20 protein-coding genes are annotated in these 17,934 nt (G+C 43.1%); 14 read left to right on the top strand and 6 right to left on the bottom strand.

All coding sequences use genetic code 11. The annotated features are described in order from the left end of the window. Positions 1 to 58 precede the first annotated feature (58 nt). The 8 genes from nifU to B9G53_RS27290 all read left to right on the top strand — a co-directional run bounded on the left by nifU (position 59) and on the right by B9G53_RS27290 (position 7,461). On the top strand, positions 59 to 943 hold the full coding sequence (nifU, locus tag B9G53_RS08655; RefSeq protein WP_094531217.1) for a Fe-S cluster assembly protein NifU: 885 nt from the start codon (positions 59 to 61) through the stop codon (positions 941 to 943). Positions 944 to 1,223: 280 nt separating this feature from the next. Then, complete coding sequence (gene nifH / locus B9G53_RS08650; protein WP_094531215.1) at positions 1,224 to 2,126, top strand: nitrogenase iron protein; 903 nt, start codon at positions 1,224 to 1,226, stop codon at positions 2,124 to 2,126. Positions 2,127 to 2,210: 84 nt separating this feature from the next. After that, entirely contained in the window at positions 2,211 to 3,722 is a 1,512-nt protein-coding gene (nifD, locus tag B9G53_RS08645) for a nitrogenase molybdenum-iron protein alpha chain (protein WP_094531213.1), read from the top strand. 204 nt (positions 3,723 to 3,926) lie between these two features. After that, entirely contained in the window at positions 3,927 to 5,465 is a 1,539-nt protein-coding gene (nifK, locus tag B9G53_RS08640; RefSeq protein WP_094531211.1) for a nitrogenase molybdenum-iron protein subunit beta, read from the top strand. Positions 5,466 to 5,672: 207 nt separating this feature from the next. Further along, on the top strand, positions 5,673 to 6,803 hold the full coding sequence (nifV, locus tag B9G53_RS08635; RefSeq protein WP_094531209.1) for a homocitrate synthase: 1,131 nt from the start codon (positions 5,673 to 5,675) through the stop codon (positions 6,801 to 6,803). Further along, positions 6,793 to 7,050, top strand: a complete 258-nt coding sequence (locus B9G53_RS08630) for a nitrogen fixation protein NifZ (RefSeq protein ID WP_094531207.1) — start codon at positions 6,793 to 6,795, stop codon at positions 7,048 to 7,050. Before nifV ends, B9G53_RS08630 begins: the two co-directional genes overlap by 11 nt. A gap of 92 nt (positions 7,051 to 7,142) precedes the next feature. Further along, positions 7,143 to 7,346: a putative nitrogen fixation protein NifT gene (nifT, locus tag B9G53_RS08625; RefSeq protein WP_094531290.1), complete on the top strand. Its 204-nt coding sequence runs from the start codon at positions 7,143 to 7,145 to the stop codon at positions 7,344 to 7,346. Beyond that, on the top strand, positions 7,324 to 7,461 hold the full coding sequence (locus tag B9G53_RS27290) for a hypothetical protein (RefSeq protein ID WP_176453150.1): 138 nt from the start codon (positions 7,324 to 7,326) through the stop codon (positions 7,459 to 7,461). Before nifT ends, B9G53_RS27290 begins: the two co-directional genes overlap by 23 nt. Positions 7,462 to 7,614: 153 nt before the next feature. Here B9G53_RS27290 and B9G53_RS08620 read toward each other — a convergent pair whose 3' ends face one another. After that, positions 7,615 to 8,754 (bottom strand): glycosyltransferase family 4 protein, encoded by a 1,140-nt coding sequence (locus tag B9G53_RS08620; RefSeq protein ID WP_094531205.1) that lies wholly within the window; start codon positions 8,752 to 8,754, stop codon positions 7,615 to 7,617. Positions 8,755 to 8,894: 140 nt separating this feature from the next. Between B9G53_RS08620 and B9G53_RS08615 the strand changes: the two genes are divergently transcribed. Continuing rightward, positions 8,895 to 9,593 carry a hypothetical protein gene (locus B9G53_RS08615; RefSeq protein ID WP_141211741.1) on the top strand — a complete coding sequence of 233 codons (699 nt, stop codon included), beginning with the start codon at positions 8,895 to 8,897 and terminating at the stop codon, positions 9,591 to 9,593. Positions 9,594 to 9,745: 152 nt separating this feature from the next. Here the strand turns inward: B9G53_RS08615 and B9G53_RS08610 are convergent, their stop codons facing one another. Together B9G53_RS08610 and B9G53_RS08605 are read right to left on the bottom strand one after the other, a co-directional pair. Beyond that, positions 9,746 to 10,540, bottom strand: coding sequence for a hypothetical protein (locus B9G53_RS08610; protein ID WP_094531200.1), 795 nt, complete (start codon positions 10,538 to 10,540; stop codon positions 9,746 to 9,748). A 35-nt stretch (positions 10,541 to 10,575) separates the two neighbouring features. Next, positions 10,576 to 11,427: a DUF928 domain-containing protein gene (locus tag B9G53_RS08605; protein ID WP_176453152.1), complete on the bottom strand. Its 852-nt coding sequence runs from the start codon at positions 11,425 to 11,427 to the stop codon at positions 10,576 to 10,578. A gap of 173 nt (positions 11,428 to 11,600) precedes the next feature. On the opposite strand from B9G53_RS08605, the gene B9G53_RS08600 reads away from it, so the two are divergent. Beyond that, a complete protein-coding gene (locus B9G53_RS08600) occupies positions 11,601 to 12,194 on the top strand; it encodes a Uma2 family endonuclease (protein ID WP_094531196.1) in 594 nt (197 codons plus the stop codon). A gap of 57 nt (positions 12,195 to 12,251) precedes the next feature. Here the strand turns inward: B9G53_RS08600 and B9G53_RS08595 are convergent, their stop codons facing one another. Genes B9G53_RS08595 through B9G53_RS08585 form a run of 3 tightly spaced genes read right to left on the bottom strand, consistent with a single transcriptional unit; the run spans position 12,252 to position 13,344 of the window. Continuing rightward, positions 12,252 to 12,536, bottom strand: coding sequence for a DUF433 domain-containing protein (locus B9G53_RS08595; protein WP_094531194.1), 285 nt, complete (start codon positions 12,534 to 12,536; stop codon positions 12,252 to 12,254). Between the two features lie 25 nt (positions 12,537 to 12,561). After that, entirely contained in the window at positions 12,562 to 12,894 is a 333-nt protein-coding gene (locus B9G53_RS08590; protein ID WP_094531192.1) for a hypothetical protein, read from the bottom strand. A gap of 6 nt (positions 12,895 to 12,900) precedes the next feature. Then, positions 12,901 to 13,344 carry a hypothetical protein gene (locus B9G53_RS08585; RefSeq protein WP_094531190.1) on the bottom strand — a complete coding sequence of 148 codons (444 nt, stop codon included), beginning with the start codon at positions 13,342 to 13,344 and terminating at the stop codon, positions 12,901 to 12,903. A gap of 673 nt (positions 13,345 to 14,017) precedes the next feature. Here B9G53_RS08585 and B9G53_RS08580 point away from each other — a divergent pair. The 4 genes from B9G53_RS08580 (at position 14,018) to B9G53_RS08565 (ending at position 17,899) form a co-directional block, all read left to right on the top strand. Beyond that, positions 14,018 to 14,926 carry an ABC transporter substrate-binding protein gene (locus B9G53_RS08580; protein ID WP_094531188.1) on the top strand — a complete coding sequence of 303 codons (909 nt, stop codon included), beginning with the start codon at positions 14,018 to 14,020 and terminating at the stop codon, positions 14,924 to 14,926. Then, a complete protein-coding gene (locus B9G53_RS08575; protein ID WP_094531186.1) occupies positions 14,839 to 15,729 on the top strand; it encodes a J domain-containing protein in 891 nt (296 codons plus the stop codon). Before B9G53_RS08580 ends, B9G53_RS08575 begins: the two co-directional genes overlap by 88 nt. 63 nt (positions 15,730 to 15,792) lie before the next feature. Next, a complete protein-coding gene (locus tag B9G53_RS08570) occupies positions 15,793 to 16,806 on the top strand; it encodes a diguanylate cyclase (protein ID WP_094531184.1) in 1,014 nt (337 codons plus the stop codon). A gap of 7 nt (positions 16,807 to 16,813) precedes the next feature. Continuing rightward, positions 16,814 to 17,899, top strand: coding sequence for a DUF1517 domain-containing protein (locus tag B9G53_RS08565; RefSeq protein WP_094531182.1), 1,086 nt, complete (start codon positions 16,814 to 16,816; stop codon positions 17,897 to 17,899). Positions 17,900 to 17,934 lie beyond the last annotated feature (35 nt).

The following is a 17,934-nucleotide window of genomic DNA, read 5'->3' as shown; positions in this document are numbered from 1 at the left end:
AATTCTAACTACTAGTTTTCTATTTTTACTTTTACCTCTTTACTTTTTACTTACTACCATGTGGGACTACACCGATAAAGTATTAGACCTCTTCTATAATCCTAAGAACCAAGGAGCGATAGAAGTTACGGAAGAAACAGATGTTGCGGTTGTATTTGGCGAAATTGGCAGTATTGCCTGCGGTGACGCTCTACGACTACATCTCAAGATAGATGTTCCTCAGGATCAAATTCTTGATGCTCGCTTCCAAACCTTTGGTTGTACTAGTGCGATCGCTTCTTCTTCTGCCTTGACAGAAATGATTAAAGGGCTTACATTAGATGAAGCTCTCAAAGTAAGCAATAAAGATATCGCCGATTACTTAGGCGGCTTACCTGAAGCGAAAATGCACTGTTCCGTAATGGGACAAGAAGCGCTAGAAGCAGCTATTTACAAGTATCGCGGCATAGAGATTGAACATCACGATGAAGATGAAGGTGCACTTCTCTGTACCTGCTTCGGAGTTAGTGATAACCGCGTTCGCCGCATCGTCATTGAGAACAATCTCACTACCGTTGAAGAAGTTACCAACTACATCAAAGCTGGTGGTTCTTGCGGCTCCTGTCTTGCAGGGATTGAAGACATTATCGCAGCCGTAGAACAGGATAAAGAAGCGACAACCGCTAGAGTGGAAGCTGAACTTACGCGCATTCAACAAACCAGCCGTAAGTTAACCACTGTCCAAAAGATCACCAAGATTCAAGAAATTCTAGACGAAGTACGTCCGATGCTGATCGCTGATGGCGGCAATGTCGAACTATTTGATGTCGATGGCGATATCGTCAAAGTCATTCTCAAAGGTGCTTGCAGTTCCTGCTCTGGCAGCACCGCCACCCTCAAAGATGCGATCGAAGTAAGACTGCGCGATCGCGTTCTCTCTACCCTCGTTGTAGAAGCAGTTTAAAGGCTAAAAGCTTCTAGAGATCCCTCTAAATCCCCCTTATAAAGGGGGACTAAATAAAAAAGCCCCCCTTCGCAAGGGGGGAAGGGGGGATCAAGTAATTCTCAACCCAAAACTAATGAACCCCTACTTATTCAACATTTCCGTGCTTGTAGTCGAGCGCTCCCCTCCTGTGGTGACAGCGATCGCTTTACAAACTGAGAAAGAACTTCCTTAAGCCCTTTCTCAAGTCTTCTACTTCTAACCTACAGTACATTTTTTGATTTAATAAGGAGAAATTCTCATGAGTCCATTAAGACAAATCGCATTCTACGGTAAAGGCGGTATCGGCAAATCCACCACCTCTCAAAACACCCTTGCAGGTTTGGCTGAACTGACCGATGGCGAGCGCATCATGATCGTCGGTTGTGACCCTAAAGCTGACTCCACCCGCTTGATGCTCCACAGCAAAGCTCAAACCACAGTTCTCCACCTTGCTGCCGAACGCGGTGCAGTTGAAGATGTCGAAGTTGAAGAAGTTCTACTCAGAGGCTACAAAGGCATCCGATGTGTAGAATCAGGTGGTCCTGAACCAGGTGTTGGTTGCGCTGGACGTGGCATCATCACCGCCATTAACTTCTTGGAAGAAAATGGTGCTTATGAAGACCTTGACTTCGTTAGCTACGATGTATTGGGCGACGTTGTTTGTGGTGGTTTCGCAATGCCTATTCGTGAAGGCAAAGCCCAAGAAATCTACATCGTCACCTCTGGCGAAATGATGGCAATGTACGCTGCTAACAACATTGCTCGCGGTATTCTCAAGTACGCCCACTCAGGTGGTGTACGTTTAGGCGGTTTGATCTGCAACAGCCGTAATGTTGACGGTGAAGTTGAGTTGATCGAAACTCTCGCCAAGCGCTTGAATACTCAAATGATTCACTTCGTACCTCGCGACAACATCGTTCAACATGCTGAATTGCGCCGTATGACTGTGATTGAGTACTCCCCCAATCATAAACAAGCCAATGAGTATCGCACTCTAGCTCAAAAGATCAAAGACAATACCAACCTCACCATTCCTACGCCAATCTCGATGGATGAATTGGAAGCCCTCTTGGTCGAATTCGGTATCCTTGGCGATGACAAGGAGTTCGAGCATCTAGTTGGTAAGACTGCGGAAGAAACCCCAGACCTAGCCCTAGTCTAGATAAATTTGCAGGGTGAGCTTTGCTCACCCTCTCTAAAAAATCACTTTTTCCTTTTTCCTTTTACCCTTTTCCTTGAGGCTAATATGACACCTCCAGAATCCGCTACATTAACACCCCCAACCACCACACCTCCAGTCAATGCGATCGCAGAGACCAAAGCATTAATCAAAGAAGTCATCGAAGTCTATCCCGACAAAGCGCAGAAAAAACGGGACAAGCATCTCAATGTTTTTGAAGAAGGCAAATCTGATTGTGGTGTCAAATCCAACGTCAAATCTGTTCCTGGCTCAATGACCACCCGTGGATGTGCCTATGCTGGCTCCAAAGGTGTGGTTTGGGGACCGATCAAAGACATGATTCACATCAGTCATGGTCCTGTTGGTTGTGGTTATTACTCTTGGTCTGGTCGTCGTAACTACTACATCGGCACAACTGGCATTGACTCCTTTGGTACGATGCAGTTTACCTCTGATTTCCAAGAACGCGATATCGTTTTCGGTGGTGACAAAAAACTATTGAAATTGATCACCGAGTTAGACGAACTCTTTCCACTCAATCGGGGTGTTTCCATTCAATCTGAATGTCCGATCGGTTTGATCGGTGACGACATTGAAGCGGTAGCCAAGAAAGCTGCTAAAGAAATTGGCAAAACCGTTGTACCTGTTCGTTGTGAAGGTTTCCGTGGTGTATCCCAATCCCTAGGACACCACATCGCCAATGATTCGATCCGTGACTGGGTTTTCCCTCAATTCGACAAAAACAAGAAAGAAGGCAACATCCCCGATAGCACCGCCTATGATGTTGCTATTATCGGTGACTACAACATCGGTGGAGATGCTTGGTCTAGCCGTATCCTCCTCGAAGAAATCGGCTTGCGCGTAGTCGCTCAATGGTCTGGAGATGGTACACTCAATGAGATTATCAACACTCCTTCCGTGAAGTTAAATCTAGTTCACTGCTATCGCTCGATGAACTACATCAGCCGTCACATGGAAGAAGCCTATGGTATTCCTTGGTTAGAGTACAATTTCTTTGGTCCTACCCAAATCGCTGCTTCACTACGAGAAATCGCTTCTAAATTTGATGCCACTATTCAAGCAAAAGCGGAAGAAGTGATTGCTAAATATGAAGCTCAGACCAATGCGGTAATCGCCAAATATGGTCCTCGTCTAGAAGGCAAAACCGTGGCTCTGATGGTTGGTGGATTGCGTCCTCGCCACGTTGTTCCTGCTTTCCACGATCTCGGTATGAAGTTGATTGGTACGGGCTACGAGTTTGGTCACAATGACGACTACAAGCGCACCACTCACTATATTGAGAATGGCACTCTGATCTATGACGATGTTTCGGCCTATGAGTTTGAAGCCTTCGTCAAAGAACTGAAGCCTGACCTGATCGCCTCTGGTATCAAAGAGAAGTATGTGTTCCAGAAGATGGCACTACCTTTCCGTCAGATGCACTCTTGGGATTACTCAGGTCCTTACCACGGTTATGACGGCTTTGCGATCTTTGCCCGTGACATGGATCTCGCTCTCAACAGTCCTACTTGGAGCTTAATTGGCGCTCCTTGGCAGAAGGCTGAAGTTGCTGCTTAGATCATAGATCCCTCCCAGCCCCCCTTATAAAGGGGGGAGAAGAAATTAAGTCCTCCTTTATAAGGGGGATGCCCGATAGGGCAGGGGGAGCAAACCTCTGCATTTAACCAAGATTCATGAATGGGAATTGCAAACTTTTCAAATCCATTCTCATTCAAGAATCTTTCACTCACATTGATTTTCAACTAGATTGGAATTAAAATCATGGCTCAGAATAACGTTAACGACATTCAAGATCACGCTCGGTTATTCCACCAAGACGAATATCAAGAGCTATTTCAAGCGAAGAAAGAATTTGAAGGTGGACATAATCCCGAAAAAGTCGCCGAGATTGCTGACTGGACAAAGAGCTGGGAATATCGCGAAAAGAACTTCGCCCGCGAAGCTCTCACCGTCAATCCTGCCAAAGCCTGTCAACCCCTCGGCGCAATCCTTGCCGCAGTTGGTTTTGAGGCTACATTACCCTTCGTGCATGGTTCTCAAGGTTGCGTCGCCTATTTCCGTAGTCACTTCACTCGCCACTTTAAAGAACCATTCTCAGCAGTATCCTCTTCGATGACCGAAGATGCCGCCGTTTTTGGTGGACAATTGAATATGATTGAAGGCTTGGCGAATGCCTACAATGTCTACAAGCCCAAGATGATCGCTGTCTGCACAACCTGTATGGCGGAAGTAATCGGTGATGACTTGCAAGCATTTATTGGTAATGCCAAGATTGCTGGATCTGTCCCTCAGACTTTCCCCGTTCCCTTTGCCCATACTCCTAGTTTTGTCGGTTCCCACATTACGGGCTACGACAACATGATCAAGGGGATTCTCACCAACTTGACCGCAGGTAAGAAGCAAGAAACTACCAACGGCAAGATTAACTTCATCCCTGGATTTGAAACCTACATTGGCAACCTGCGTGAAATCAAGCGCTATGCTAATTTGATGGATGTCAACTACACCTTGCTTGCTGACAATTCTGAATATCTGGATTCGCCTAATACTGGTGAATACCAAATGTATCCAGGTGGAACCAAGCTCGAAGATGCGGCAGATTCGATCAATGCTGAAGCCACGATCGCTTTCCAATCCTATGCAACCACTAAGACTAGAGCCTATATCGAAACTGAATGGAATCAAAAGACCTACGTCAGCCGTCCCGTCGGTATTCGTGGTACTGATGAATTCTTGATGAAGCTTTCGGCTCTCACAGGCAAGCCTATTCCTAAGGAATTGGAAGAAGAAAGAGGTCGCGCCGTTGATGCTTTGACAGATTCCCAGTCTTGGTTGCACGGTAAGCGCATTGCGATCTATGGTGATCCAGACTTGGTAATTGGGTTAGTTCAGTTCTTATTAGAAGTTGGTGCAGAACCAATTCATGTTCTTGTCAGCAACACTAATGCCGACTTTGAAGGCGAGTTACGCGCTTTGCTTGATTCTAGTCCTTTCGGTCAGAACGCCACGATTTGGGGTGGTAAGGATCTGTGGCATATGCGATCGCTCCTCTTCACCGAGCCAGTGGATCTCTTGATTGGCAACTCCTACGGTAAGTATCTATGGCGTGATACCAAGACTCCTTTGGTACGCATTGGCTATCCTATCTTCGATCGCCATCATCTGCACCGCTATTCCACCTACGGCTATCAAGGCGCAATCAATCTACTCAACTGGATTGTAAATACGATCCTTGATGAACTCGATCGCAACACGATCATCCCATCGAAGACCGACATTTCCTACGACTTGATTCGTTAGATTTATGATCCCCCCTAACCCCCCTTGTAAAGGGGGGAAAAGAGATCCCCCTAAATCCCCCTTATGAAAGGGGGGACTTAATAAATTCTCCCCCCTTTCATAAGGGGGGCTGGGGGGATCTCAACCCCAAACCGTAGACAGATTCATTAATATTGCTTATTTAACGAACGCAATCACAGCAGAAAGTACCGCAAGAGGAGAACGATCATGCTTGACATTCAAATTAACGATACAACCCTGAGAGATGGCGAACAGGCTGCTGGTGTAGCGTTTAGCACTGAAGAGAAAATTGAAATCGCCAAATTCCTAGATCGCATTGGCGTACAAGAACTCGAAGTTGGCATTCCTGCGATGGGTGGGGCAGAAACTGAAGCGATCGCCGCCATTAATAACTTAGGTCTAAAAGCAAAACTACTTGGCTGGAATCGTGCTGCAATTTCTGATATTCAAGCTTCAATTGCCTGTGGACTAAAGCGTGTTCATATTTCCGTCCCTGTCTCCGATATGCAGATTGGGCTAATGGCTGATGGTAAACGCGAAACTATACTGGAACGTTTGCAAGAAAGTATTACCTATGCTCTTGATCATGGTTTATATGTATCCGTCGGTGGTGCTGATGCCTCTAGAGCCGATGATCATTTTCTATTAGAAGTAGCAGCTTCAGCAGAACAATGGGGTGCTTCCCGCTTCCGTTTTTGCGATACCGTCGGCATTCTCGATCCATTTAATACCTATCGCAAGATTAAATTGCTAGTCAATGCTCTCTCAATTCCCGTCGAGATGCACACCCATAACGATCTAGGCATGGCTACTGCTAATGCTCTTGCAGGTGTCCAAGCAGGAGCGCGATCGCTAAATACCACTGTAAATGGTTTAGGCGAGAGGGCAGGCAATGCGGCTCTAGAAGAAGTGGTGATGGCGCTAAAACAAATTCACGGTATCGATTTGGGGATTGAAACCCAATGCTTCTGGGAACTGTCGCAACTAGTTGCCTCGGCTTCCCAAAACCCTGTACCACCTTGGAAAGCGATCGTTGGTAGCAATGCCTTTAGCCATGAATCAGGTATCCATGCCGCAGGAGTTCTCCAAAATCCCAGCAGCTACGAGCCATTTAATCCCGATGAAGTAGGTGCGAAGCGTCATCTTGTCGCTGGTAAGCACTCAGGTCGCCATCTCGTAGCGAATTTACTCCAGCAGCAAGGAGTCGATCTTGCTAAGGATAAAGCGCAATCAGTTTTAGATGCGGTGCGGCAGCGATCGATCCAAGTCAAGCGCAGTCTCACTTCCGAAGAATTGCTCAATCTCGTTCAATCAGGGAGGCTTGCCCATGCTGTATAACGATGTGGAACTTGACAGTCCTCCCACCTTTGAGATTGGCACAAAGGTCAGAATTAAGAAATTAATTCGCAATGATGGCACTTTCCCCGGAAAGGAGATTGGTGAAACTCTGGCTAAGAAAGGGGAAGTTGGCTATGTAGTGAATATCGGCACTTTCCTCCAAAGTTCCTATATCTATTCTATCCACTTCCTCTATACAGGGCATATCATCGGCTGTCGTCAAAGAGAATTAGAAATCGTCGAATGAAATGGGTGCTTTGCATTCATTTCTATCTAAAATCATGTCAAATAAGTGGGCGCTTCGCACCCACTTATCTTAAAAATCATCAAGGAAAACTCATGAAAGTCATGCTACGTCGGAATAACATCGGTCATCTAGTGGTTTATGTAGCTAAAAAAGATTTGGAAGAGGAAGTTGTCAAAGAAGAAGAAACCACTGATGGCAAGGTGATGACGCTAGCAAATGGGTGGGAACTTGCCTTTGCTAATCTAGAAGAACCGCTAAATTTACCAAAAACCGTTGAAGCAAGAAGAATTGCTTAAGGACAAAGAAGGACAGTGCTTAGCACTGTCTTTCTTTGCTTTATGGCGATCGCGGGTACATCCCCAGTTTGTAAATGAGTACTACTCCTTTCCCACCGAAGAAATAGATATATAAAACCAAGAAATAGCGTTGCGGCGCGAAGCGCCGCAACGTCTATTCTTTCACTGGGAACGGAGTATAGCAACTCAAAACCAAAAAGATGAGTGGCGGCGCTTCGCGCCGCCACTCATCTTTTTGGTTTTATGTCCAAGGATTAACCAACAAAAATTAGGCGATCGCCATTTCAAAAGTTTGACAGACTGAGATAATTGAGAATTTAGCTTGGGCTTGGGTATAGGCAGTTTCAACGATCCTTTGGGTAGCAGGGAGATCGCTAAAAATTAGATGCATCGCATCAGCGAGTAATTGCGGATCGTTGGGTGGAATCAGTAAACCTGTAACTCCATTTTCGATAATTTCGCTAGTACCGCCACCAATGGTCGCGATCGCAGGACGTTTTGATAGTTGAGCCTCGACAATGACGCGACCAAAGGGTTCGGGAGCCGTCGAACAATGGGCGATCGCATCACAAGCTTTCATTAAAGCGGGAATATCTTGCCGAAATCCGAGCCAATGGACACGACCTTTGAGACTTTCTTGGGCAGCAATATTTTTGAGCTTCTCAGTATATTCCGCTTCTCCAAAGAGTGCATCACCCACTAACAACACATGCACATCAGGCAGTTTACTAGCAGCCTCTAACAAAACATGTTGTCCTTTCCAATAGGACAGACGGCTAAACATACCAATCAAAGGGTGATCGCAGGGAAGCCCTAGTTCTTCGCGCAAAGTTGCTTGATTATCATTAATTTGGTCAAACTTTTCACTATCAAATCCGTTATAAACCGTGCGGAGTAATTTGCGATTGCCTCCTGCGGCAAGAAAAGCTTCCCCTGTGGCTTGAGAGTTAACGATCACTCTGGTGGCAAACCAATTAGCTAACGTGACTGCAATCTTGCGGTTTGTAGCGCTAAAAATATTTGCCGTCAAAATATCGTGCAAGTGCCACACGACAGGTGCGCCGCCAAATAATCGAGCGATCGCAGCGACCACAAATCCTTTTTGGTTATTGGCATGAATTAAATCAAAATCTTTGCTTTTTTTAGCAACTTGTTTCCCCAGTCTCCAGAGATCACCAATGGATTTGAGTGAAGCTAATCCGCTTGATACTTTCACCTCAGCAAGCGATCGCGATGCTTGCAAAACCTCAACTTTTACGCCTAAATCTTCGAGTCGATTTTTTAAGATGCCATCAGTGAGCAGTACTACTTGACTAGTCTCACGATAAGCATGGGCAAAGTCGAGTAAACAAAGCTCTCCCCCACCTAAGACTGCGGTATAGCTAACAAACAAAATTTTTTTGTTCATACTTATTTAGACGGAACAATAAATTTAAAACAATAATCTATGAATACATTATTGAGCGATTATATGAAGCTGATCGCTTAATTAATAAACTATTCTGCAAATCTTCTTATATTTAGTTATCTTCAGTTGATCGCTTTATCATGGATAAATCTGCATCTCAGTCTACCTCTAAACCCATACTAAATAGAGGATTTCTAGTGACCTTAGGAATTCTCGCAGTAATCGCCGCTATTGCCAGACCCTCAGCACGTTGGGTTAAAGCTCAATATGATACTTATCAAGCTAATAACACTGTTCTAACAGCTAGTGAGAACAAATATAAAGAATTACTCCAGCGCATTGAAGCAAATCAGCCCAATAAATCTGTGAAAATCTCATCAACTAATGGCTCAGCGATTTCCGAAAAAATTTTTCAGACAGCTTTATTACCTGACATTTTAGGTAGAAGTAGTCGTTATGAACCCTACACCAGTAACGGCACGCTTGCTTGTGCCCGTATGGTAAATATGGCGATCGATCGCGCTTTGGGCTATCAGGTGGGACAAAATACTCTTTATGTACCTTCTATGGTTGAAGATCTAGACAAGGGTAAGGGCAAACGCATTGACCAAAATCAATCTATACGCGGTGATATAGCCATTTCCAATGGTACAGACTATGAAAAGGGACTTTGGCATATGGGCATTTGTATGAATGATGGTTGCAGCTTGGTGCTGTCCAACTCTCCTTTTAAATCTGAATTTTCTTGGTTAACAAACTCAAATTTCGACGGAGCCTTTGATCAATATCCAGGTAAAACTACGTTTTATCGAATTGTCCAGAAAGCTGCAAAAGATTAGTTTAGTGTCAATATAATCATAGGCAAATCAGCTATCTAGTAATTTATAGAATATCCGTAACAGTAAAAGCCTCACAAAGCCAGGTTAATTATGCCTCTTTTATCTAATCAAATTTTTCAAACAGTAGAATTACTACTGATAGAAGTTTAGCCTTACCTGATAAATTTGGCATAATCTTCCAGCCATTCTGATTTAGGATTTAACTCAAATTTCGTCACTTCTATCATTGCTAATAGCAACGATTTTTGTTTCATCGCCTTTTTACGGTAGATAGTTCCTTCCTGCTGTTTGTTCACATAATTCTCCCAAGAAACATCTGTTAATACAGATACACCGATATTAGTAATCATTTGCTGCCTCATTTTTAGATGCTTATTAAATAATTCCTCTAGACTAAGATTAGGATAATAAATACGTAAACTTCTGGGTTTACGCCAGAAACCGTAAGCAATACTAGCTGTAATACTTACCTCTTGATTAATGCTACTTAATGTCCAGTCTTGCTCTAGGCTACTCGTGATTGAGGCGTTTCTAGCAAATGATTCTCCAGTCGCTTTAAAAACTTCGTTTACTTCTGCATAACAATAATTGACTGGATGAGCAAAACATCTCGCAAAACCTGGGGATTGTGGGATTTTATAATCCATAATCTGTACAAATCCGAGAAGCTTTAATCGATCAGTTTGATTTTGAAACCAATTAAAATTTAAGAGTGGATAATCTTCAATAGTAGTAGTTTCATAATTAAATTGATCTGGTTGTGATCTGATTAGTTTTTCCTTAATATCAGACAGCAACCATATGAAACAAATAAACAGAAAAAAAGCAATTATACTAGCTGTTTTCCATCCATAAAAGTGAAAAGCAACTGCAATAGTCAAAGCAGAAGAAAGAGCATATCCTCTAACTTGCGACCAAAAATTTTGTGTCCCATCACTTAGTTTCATGTTGTTTTCTATTATTTGCTAATATTTATAGTAAATTAGTCAGATGATTTTGGTGCGTTGGTATTTAGTAACCCAATAAAATCTTCAAAATCAAGATTTTTATTATTGGCAAATCCTGATTTCAAAATTTCATTTCTGGAAGTTCTAGCCTTGAGATCGGTGGGTTTAAAGTTTAGCCAACGGGTATAGCCATCGATCGCCTCAAACCAATATCCAGCTTCAGCATAAATCTTGGCGCGATCGCGAATAGTCAAGGCAAGTTTCAAGGATTTTTGAAGCTTCTCATCAGGTGGGGTATAAACAATCCATCCGCTTGCCGTAATTTCCTTAGCACGTTTATCCTTTACAGTAATTTGCCAACGATAGGTTTTAGATGGTTGCAAAGAAGCGGCGATCGGTATTTTGAAGCTAGACAAACCGCTAGACATTTTTAGATCGGTTTGAAAAATCGTAATCGATTTATCTTCCTCTGAGGTTGTGAGGCTAAACTTCCCTACAAAAGTATTTTTCGCGTTTACTTTAGACGAATTGTTTTCGAGATTATCAATTTCTGATGAAGAAGCTTGAGTATTTTGGTCGTGTAAATGCCAATAAAGCGTAGGTTGTGAAATCGCTGTTCTTGCCCCATCTTCAGGCGTAATCAAGATCAGTAACGGCAGTTGCTGCTTTTTCAATAAAGGCAATTTACTATCTCTAGGCACAGCTCGAATCGTACCAAAGACTCGAACCATACCTCTGTCTGGATTGACAAGTCTTGTACCTCCGCCTGTGCTTGCAGTTTTGGGTAACCCTAAGCCATAATTAGTGCCGCTAAACTGGGCTAATAGCCAAGTTTGCGCGATCGCATCTAATCGTAGTAAGTCGCTAGGTACTGCAACACTCGACAAAGAACAGATCAGGATTGTAAAGACCCTACTAAGACAAGTACGAAAAGTTAGCTTGTTAGTTACAGCAGTCAAAGAATTTCTTTGAGGAATAGATACTTTACATCTCATAAATTTCAGAGCTATGCGCGTAAAATGGCTAGTAAGTATTTGCTAAGTAATAGCAGTCATAGCATATGAGCATCACTTTATCTAAATCAACTCATATTGAGCTAGAGCAAAAGTTACTATTGCCAAGGATCTATAGTTGGCAAGAATTTGAGGTGCTAGAAAATCTGTTAGCAACAGGTGGCTTTCGCGTTACTTATCTTGATGGTTGGATTGAACTGATGACTGTTGGTGAACCCCACGAATTGATTAAGAAATCTCTAGCAATTTTGTTAGAAGCCTATTTCATTATTCAAGGAATTGAGTTTATACCTGTGGGGAGTGCAACTCGTCGCGGTGAAGAAAAGGGGACATCCTTTGAGCCTGACGAGTCTTATTATTTGGGTGAAAAGAAAGCTAATCCTGATCTAGCGATCGAGGTGATTTTAACTAGCGGCAGTTTGGAAAAACTAGAGAAATATCGTCGCTTTGAGATTCCTGAGGTCTGGCTTTGGGAAAATAATCAACTGCAAGTGTATGCTTTCATTTCTTCGGAATACCATCTTGTCCCCCGTAGCCAACTTTTACCTGATCTCGATCTTGAACTGTTAGTCAGTTGTGTGCAGATGTCATCACGGTTAGAAGCAATGAGAGCTTTTCGCAATGGTCAAAGTTATTCATAAATGGATACCTAAACTCAACTGATACAGCCGATAGCAGTTCTAATATGTATTAATTGCTTAAGGATATATGAGAACTTGCGATTTCCAAAACTCTGCATCGGAGGCATTGGCAAGATCCTGATCTATTTTTTGTTGATGATCGAAATAGTATGCTAGTGCGGATAGTACCTGTGAGGGTCGCAAATGGCTAAGAATTGCCAAAATTTCATCAACGCTCATACCCATTTGGTAATATCCTGCGATCGCTCGAACAGAGATACGAGTACCTTCAATAATTGGGACTCCCCCTAAGATTGTTTTGTTAGCTGTAATGTATGGATAAATTGTTGTACTGAGTGTCATTGCTTAATCCTCTTTATCAAACATTTTATTTCCCATTCCCATCCAAACACTCGGCGATCGCATTTAACTCTGTTATTCCTTTGACTAAGCGATCGCGTAAAGCATCGTCAAGCTTGGGATTTTGCAAAGCTACCTCTTGAAAGGCGGCTAACCACTTGGCGATCGGGACATGGCTAACGGCGGCGCGTAGTCCCATATTGGTTAGCACTGCCAGATAAAAGCCTTTGAAATCGTCGGGATAGCCATAGTCATAGAATCCATGTATTAGCTCTAGTTTTTCGGGTGTGTAGGCTTCGTATTGTTCTAGGGTGATTGGGGTGCGATCGAGTTGGGGTTGGGGGAGGGGTGGTTGGGGCATTTGTTATTAGATATCGCTAAAGTTATCTTTAAATTCACTTAAAGTCTTACTCAAAGTGGTTGTAGGACATTCTTCTATCTTGTCAACATTTCTAATAATGAAATGAACACTGTTATCTCTCCCAATTTTGCCTTCCCAATCAATCTTAATAAGGATGTGTTCAGCCGCAGATTTTGTGTTTTCTATTGTTACTTTAATAGCATACGAGTAATTACTGAGACTGTTCAAAACACTCATCTCAAATGAATCATCAGGCAGTTTAATATCATCGGCACAGTTAGGGATAAGGGTGACTGTTAGACCCATTTCAATAAGCTCATCTCGCAGTTTGACTAGCCTAGTAAAAACCTCAGTTTGCATGAAGTCTAGGACTATCTCTGATTCGCGGATAGCTCTCTCCTCTTCAGTTGCCGACTTGTCTAATACCTGTAATTTTTCTTTCCAATTCATTTTTTACCTCTTGATTAAGATTTAAACCGCTTATAGCAAGCCAGTTGTTTCATATCAGTCACTCCTCAAATCATCTAAAAATTCAGAAGCAGGATCGACACCTGTAACTAACAGGTAATCTCTCGCACGGGTACAAGCAACATAGAGCAGATACCTCTCGGTGTTGTAAACCTCCTCGAGATCGGGTTTGTGATAGCGCAACTAGGGCACTGGACAGTTAAAGCGTTCGACGTATTTGCGTTTTTTTAGTCAGCATGAAATAGGCGTTTCAGCACCTATTCCTGATTAGCTGACCAATGCCTAGTTCAGTTTGGTTTAAATTTAGCCTTGACTGAAGCTCACCTATTAAATTTGTATAACTTTATTACCTGTAACTTCATAAAAGCCGAGATTTATCAAGTGATATATGAATTATATCAGATACTTTTTAGTTTTTACATAGCAAAAAAGCAACGTTTATGAATTTGTATCAATAGATAAGTGATTAATTCGTGCAAAGAGCATAAAGCTTTGAGTCGCAACCATTTCGATTTTTTCGCTTGCTGAAAACCACCACTTAACTTTCTTGCAAACCGCGATAAAAGTCTTTAACAATAGACTGCAATCATCGATCGCCATACAAGAATGATGGAGATATTGCTATATTTATAGCGATCGCTTGATTAGAGAATAAATGTTTAAGTTTGCTCACAAACTTGCTGGCTTAGCAATTTATACAGGGCTATGTCTAGGATTCGCTAGCACCATATCGCCCATCACATCACCCGCATTTGCCGAAGATAGCAGCCTTGGTATTGTCATGCGGCGCGGACATTTGCGAGTGGGCATCGATGCAGCGATCGGTGGTCCCTACATGTTTTGGAATGCCAAAACCCAATTTTATGATGGCTTTGAGCTAGAAATCATCCAAGAAATTGCCGCAAGACTAAATATTGAGCCACGTCCAATTAATATCCCTTGGACAAACCAACCTGAAAATTTAGCTTCTCGACAGGTCGATATTCTGCTCAGTGCAAGGGAAGAAGGAGCCTTAGAAACAGGCGAGACTAAAGGCAAATTTATTGAAACTGTGCCTTATTATCGTAATACTCAACGTTTGCTGATCCGATCCGATGGGACACAAATCAAATCCTTGCGCGATATGATCGGCAAGCGAGTTGGGGTTGTGGCAAATAGCGGAGGCGCAGCGATCGCCGAAACCTATAATAAAAACAGAGGCAATGCCATTCGCCTGTTTTCATCACGGGATCTTGATCGTATGGTGATCCAACTCCGCGATCGCCAACTTGATGCAATGATCCTTGACGAACCCGTGGCAGTATGGCAAGTACGCAACAATCCCAACTTTATAATTGTTGGGGAGCCATTAATTCCGATCCGCCTTGTGGCGATCGTCAACAAAGATGATGTCTCACTTAAAAAAGCTATAGACAAGGCTTTAACAGAGATGCGTCAAGAGGGTAAACTCGAACAGATACTTAAGAGGTGGAACCTGTGGGAAAGCCAGAAAACTTTAAAATCGACAAAGGTCTTGCCAGTTACGGTATTAGCGATCATTACGCCATACTCGGTTTACCAATGACCACTGATGCCGCGCAAATTCGCAAAAAATTTCTGAAGCTGGCGAAGATTTTGCATCCTGATGTATTTGGGAGAACCCCCGAAGAGAAAGAAACTGCTACCAAATATTTCTCAAAGATGGTTAGCCCAGCCTATCAATTGCTCAACCACGATCGCGAACGCGGTGAATATTTAGCAACTTTGAGAATGTTTGCCCAAAACAAAAAACAAAAGGAAGAAGTACCTACCCTCAGTTCCGAAATTGCTCAAAAACTGTATCGGATTCCCCACGAAATCACTTACAAGCAATATGTCGAGCAGATTTCACCCAAGCAATATGAAACCCTTGACTCGATCATGGAGTATACCGCTACTCTCAGCGAGTTAAATCTCGTATATTTATTTACCCAAACTAGTCTTGGCTTTACGTCAGGTAGCAGTAGCGCCGTTGCATCGCCTGCGGTCAATCAGAGTGCTAACGCCGAGGCAACTCCTGCGGCTAAACCTGCCCAGTCACCTGCACTGCGTAATCTGAACATGGCAGAACTATTTATCAGTAAGAAACAATGGACTGATGCCCTCAAAGAACTGCTTAGTGCCGAAAAAATCGATCCCAATAATGCCAAAGTCTATGCACTCAAGGGTTTAGTGCAGATGAATCAAAATGCGGCAGCGATCGCCAAGTCAAGCTTTCAAAAAGCACTCAAACTCGATCCTAAAGAACCAACTGCTCTCAAATACATTAATCAGGTGAATGCAGCTACAAAACCACCAGAGAAACCACCAGAGAAGAAGGGCGGTCTATTTGGCTGGGGTAAAAAATAGCTGACAAATTTCTCGCTAAAGGTAGTAGTTTTTAGTCATTTCAATTACAGCGAGGCAGCAAAGTTGGATTTCCGCAAATTAAAATACTACCGACATAATTCTCTGATTTTAGTTGTTAGCGGCGATCGCCAACTTTTAGCGGTGATCGCCGAAGTTCTAACAACTGAAAAATATAATTTCATTACGGAAACCAGTGGCGAGAAAGCATGGGAAATAATTCTGGAAAAGAAACCTGCAATTGTCATCGCTGATTGGACAATCCCAGATGTCTCAGGTTTAGCCCTTTGTCATCGGGGCAAAGCAAATCTTGAACATCCCGAATTGCTGTCAACATACTTTGTCTTGATCATCGAAGCTTCCAACTCTCAACAACGACAAATCGCTTTAGATACAGGTGTCGATGAATTTCTCAATAATCCTATAGATCACGCTGAACTAAAGGCACGATTGCGGACAGGACTCCGCCTTACAGCTTTAACCCAGTCTTTAACTTGGACAAATCAAAGATTGCTAGCTCAAAATGACTTACTGGATGCTCTGAGCTTGTCTGATCCTTTAACCAAGGTCTTAAGTGAGCAAGCCTTTGCGGGGATAGGGCAAAAGATAATGTCGCAATTTAGAGGGTTTGGCACTTACAAAAGTTACAGTTATCTAAGTGTGTTGATTATTGATATTGATCGCTTTAACTCTATTGTCCAGTCCTACGGCGAGAAAATTGGGGATGAAGCAATCAAAGCGATTGCAGGTCGATTAAGCCATAGTTGCACCGCAAATAGTTTGGTTTATCGTCATGGTTTAAATGAGTTTGCCTGTGTTACCCCTCACTATGATGCAGAGAGTGCCAGCCAACTTTCGCTCAATCTTCTTGCTAGTATTCGTAGTCATCCGATCGCGGTTTCGTCGGGCTTATTATTTCCTCTGACCATTAGTATTGGTGGCGTAGTCGCAGCTCTAGAAAATCAGAATCAGCAGATGCATGATATCAATTTTGATGAACTGGTTGCCCTAGCTGCGCGATCACTACTTCAAGCCCAAAAATCTGGTGGCGATCGCAACTATATTGAAATCTCTGGCTAATTATTTTATGCGTAGAACCAAATTTCAGTTCTTTACAGCAGCTCTACTCACATTCTCGATTGCTCAGGCGATCGAGTTGTGTGTTAGCGATCGCCAACTAGATACATTCCCACTCAAAGATCAGCAAGTCTACGCAAAAAGTAGTGCTGGTCGAAGTCGTGGTGGCTCTTTCACCCGTTCAGCCCCTTCTAGTTCTAGTACCTCTAAATCATCAACCCCATCTAAATCATCAACTCCTTCTAAATCATCCACACCAACATCTAGCCCTTCTAAAGATCGCGACTCATTAAACATCCCTAGCCAACCATCATCAAATAGACCCTCAACCATTGTTGCTCCCGTAATTATCAATAATTCATCTAATAACTCACCATCTAATCCTTACCAAACAACAAATTCAGCATCTTCGAGTGGTGTACCTTGGTTTGTCTGGGCGATTATCTTGCTGACGGGTGGGGCGATCGTCTACTTTATAATTCGGTCGTTCATGATGCCCTCTAAACAGAGTGGGGCAGGGCATGACTTGGGGAATGACACATTTACCATTAGCAAGTTACAAGTTGCACTTTTTGCCCAAGCTCGTGAGGTGCAAGCTAGATTAACGGAGTTAACTCTTGAAGTTGATACGGATACACCAGAAGGATTAATGACTTTGATGCAAGAGTCGGCACTTGCCTTAATGCGTACCCCGGAAAATTGGACACATGTTTCTGCCAGTTCGCAAGCAGTCCATCGAGATCAAGCTGAAGAGGTTTTTAACAAACTTTCGTTAGAAGAGCGTACTAAGTTTAGTGAAGAAACCTTAGTCAATGTCAGTGGTCGAGTTTCCCATCGATCAACGGTGATCGCCTCTCCAGACAAAGATCCATCTGCTTATATTGTGGTAACTCTGTTAATAGGTACTGAACATGATCAACCACTGTTTGGTGAGATCAGAAATACGCAAGAGTTACGCCAAGCATTAGAGGCAATCGCTTCGATCTCATCTAGTCATTTGTTAGTGTTTGAGTTGTTGTGGAGTCCTCAAGCCGATACAGATAGTCTTACCTACGATGAGCTACTGACGGAATATAGCAACATGATTCAGATTTAGGGAACCCAAAGAGAAGAAGGGAGGCGCGAAGCGCC

Source organism: Pseudanabaena sp. SR411, assembly GCF_002251945.1.
Classification (GTDB): Bacteria; Cyanobacteriota; Cyanobacteriia; order Pseudanabaenales; family Pseudanabaenaceae; genus Pseudanabaena.
The sequence above is the reverse complement of the archived record's forward strand: the minus strand, read 5'-3'. Positions and strand labels throughout refer to the sequence as shown.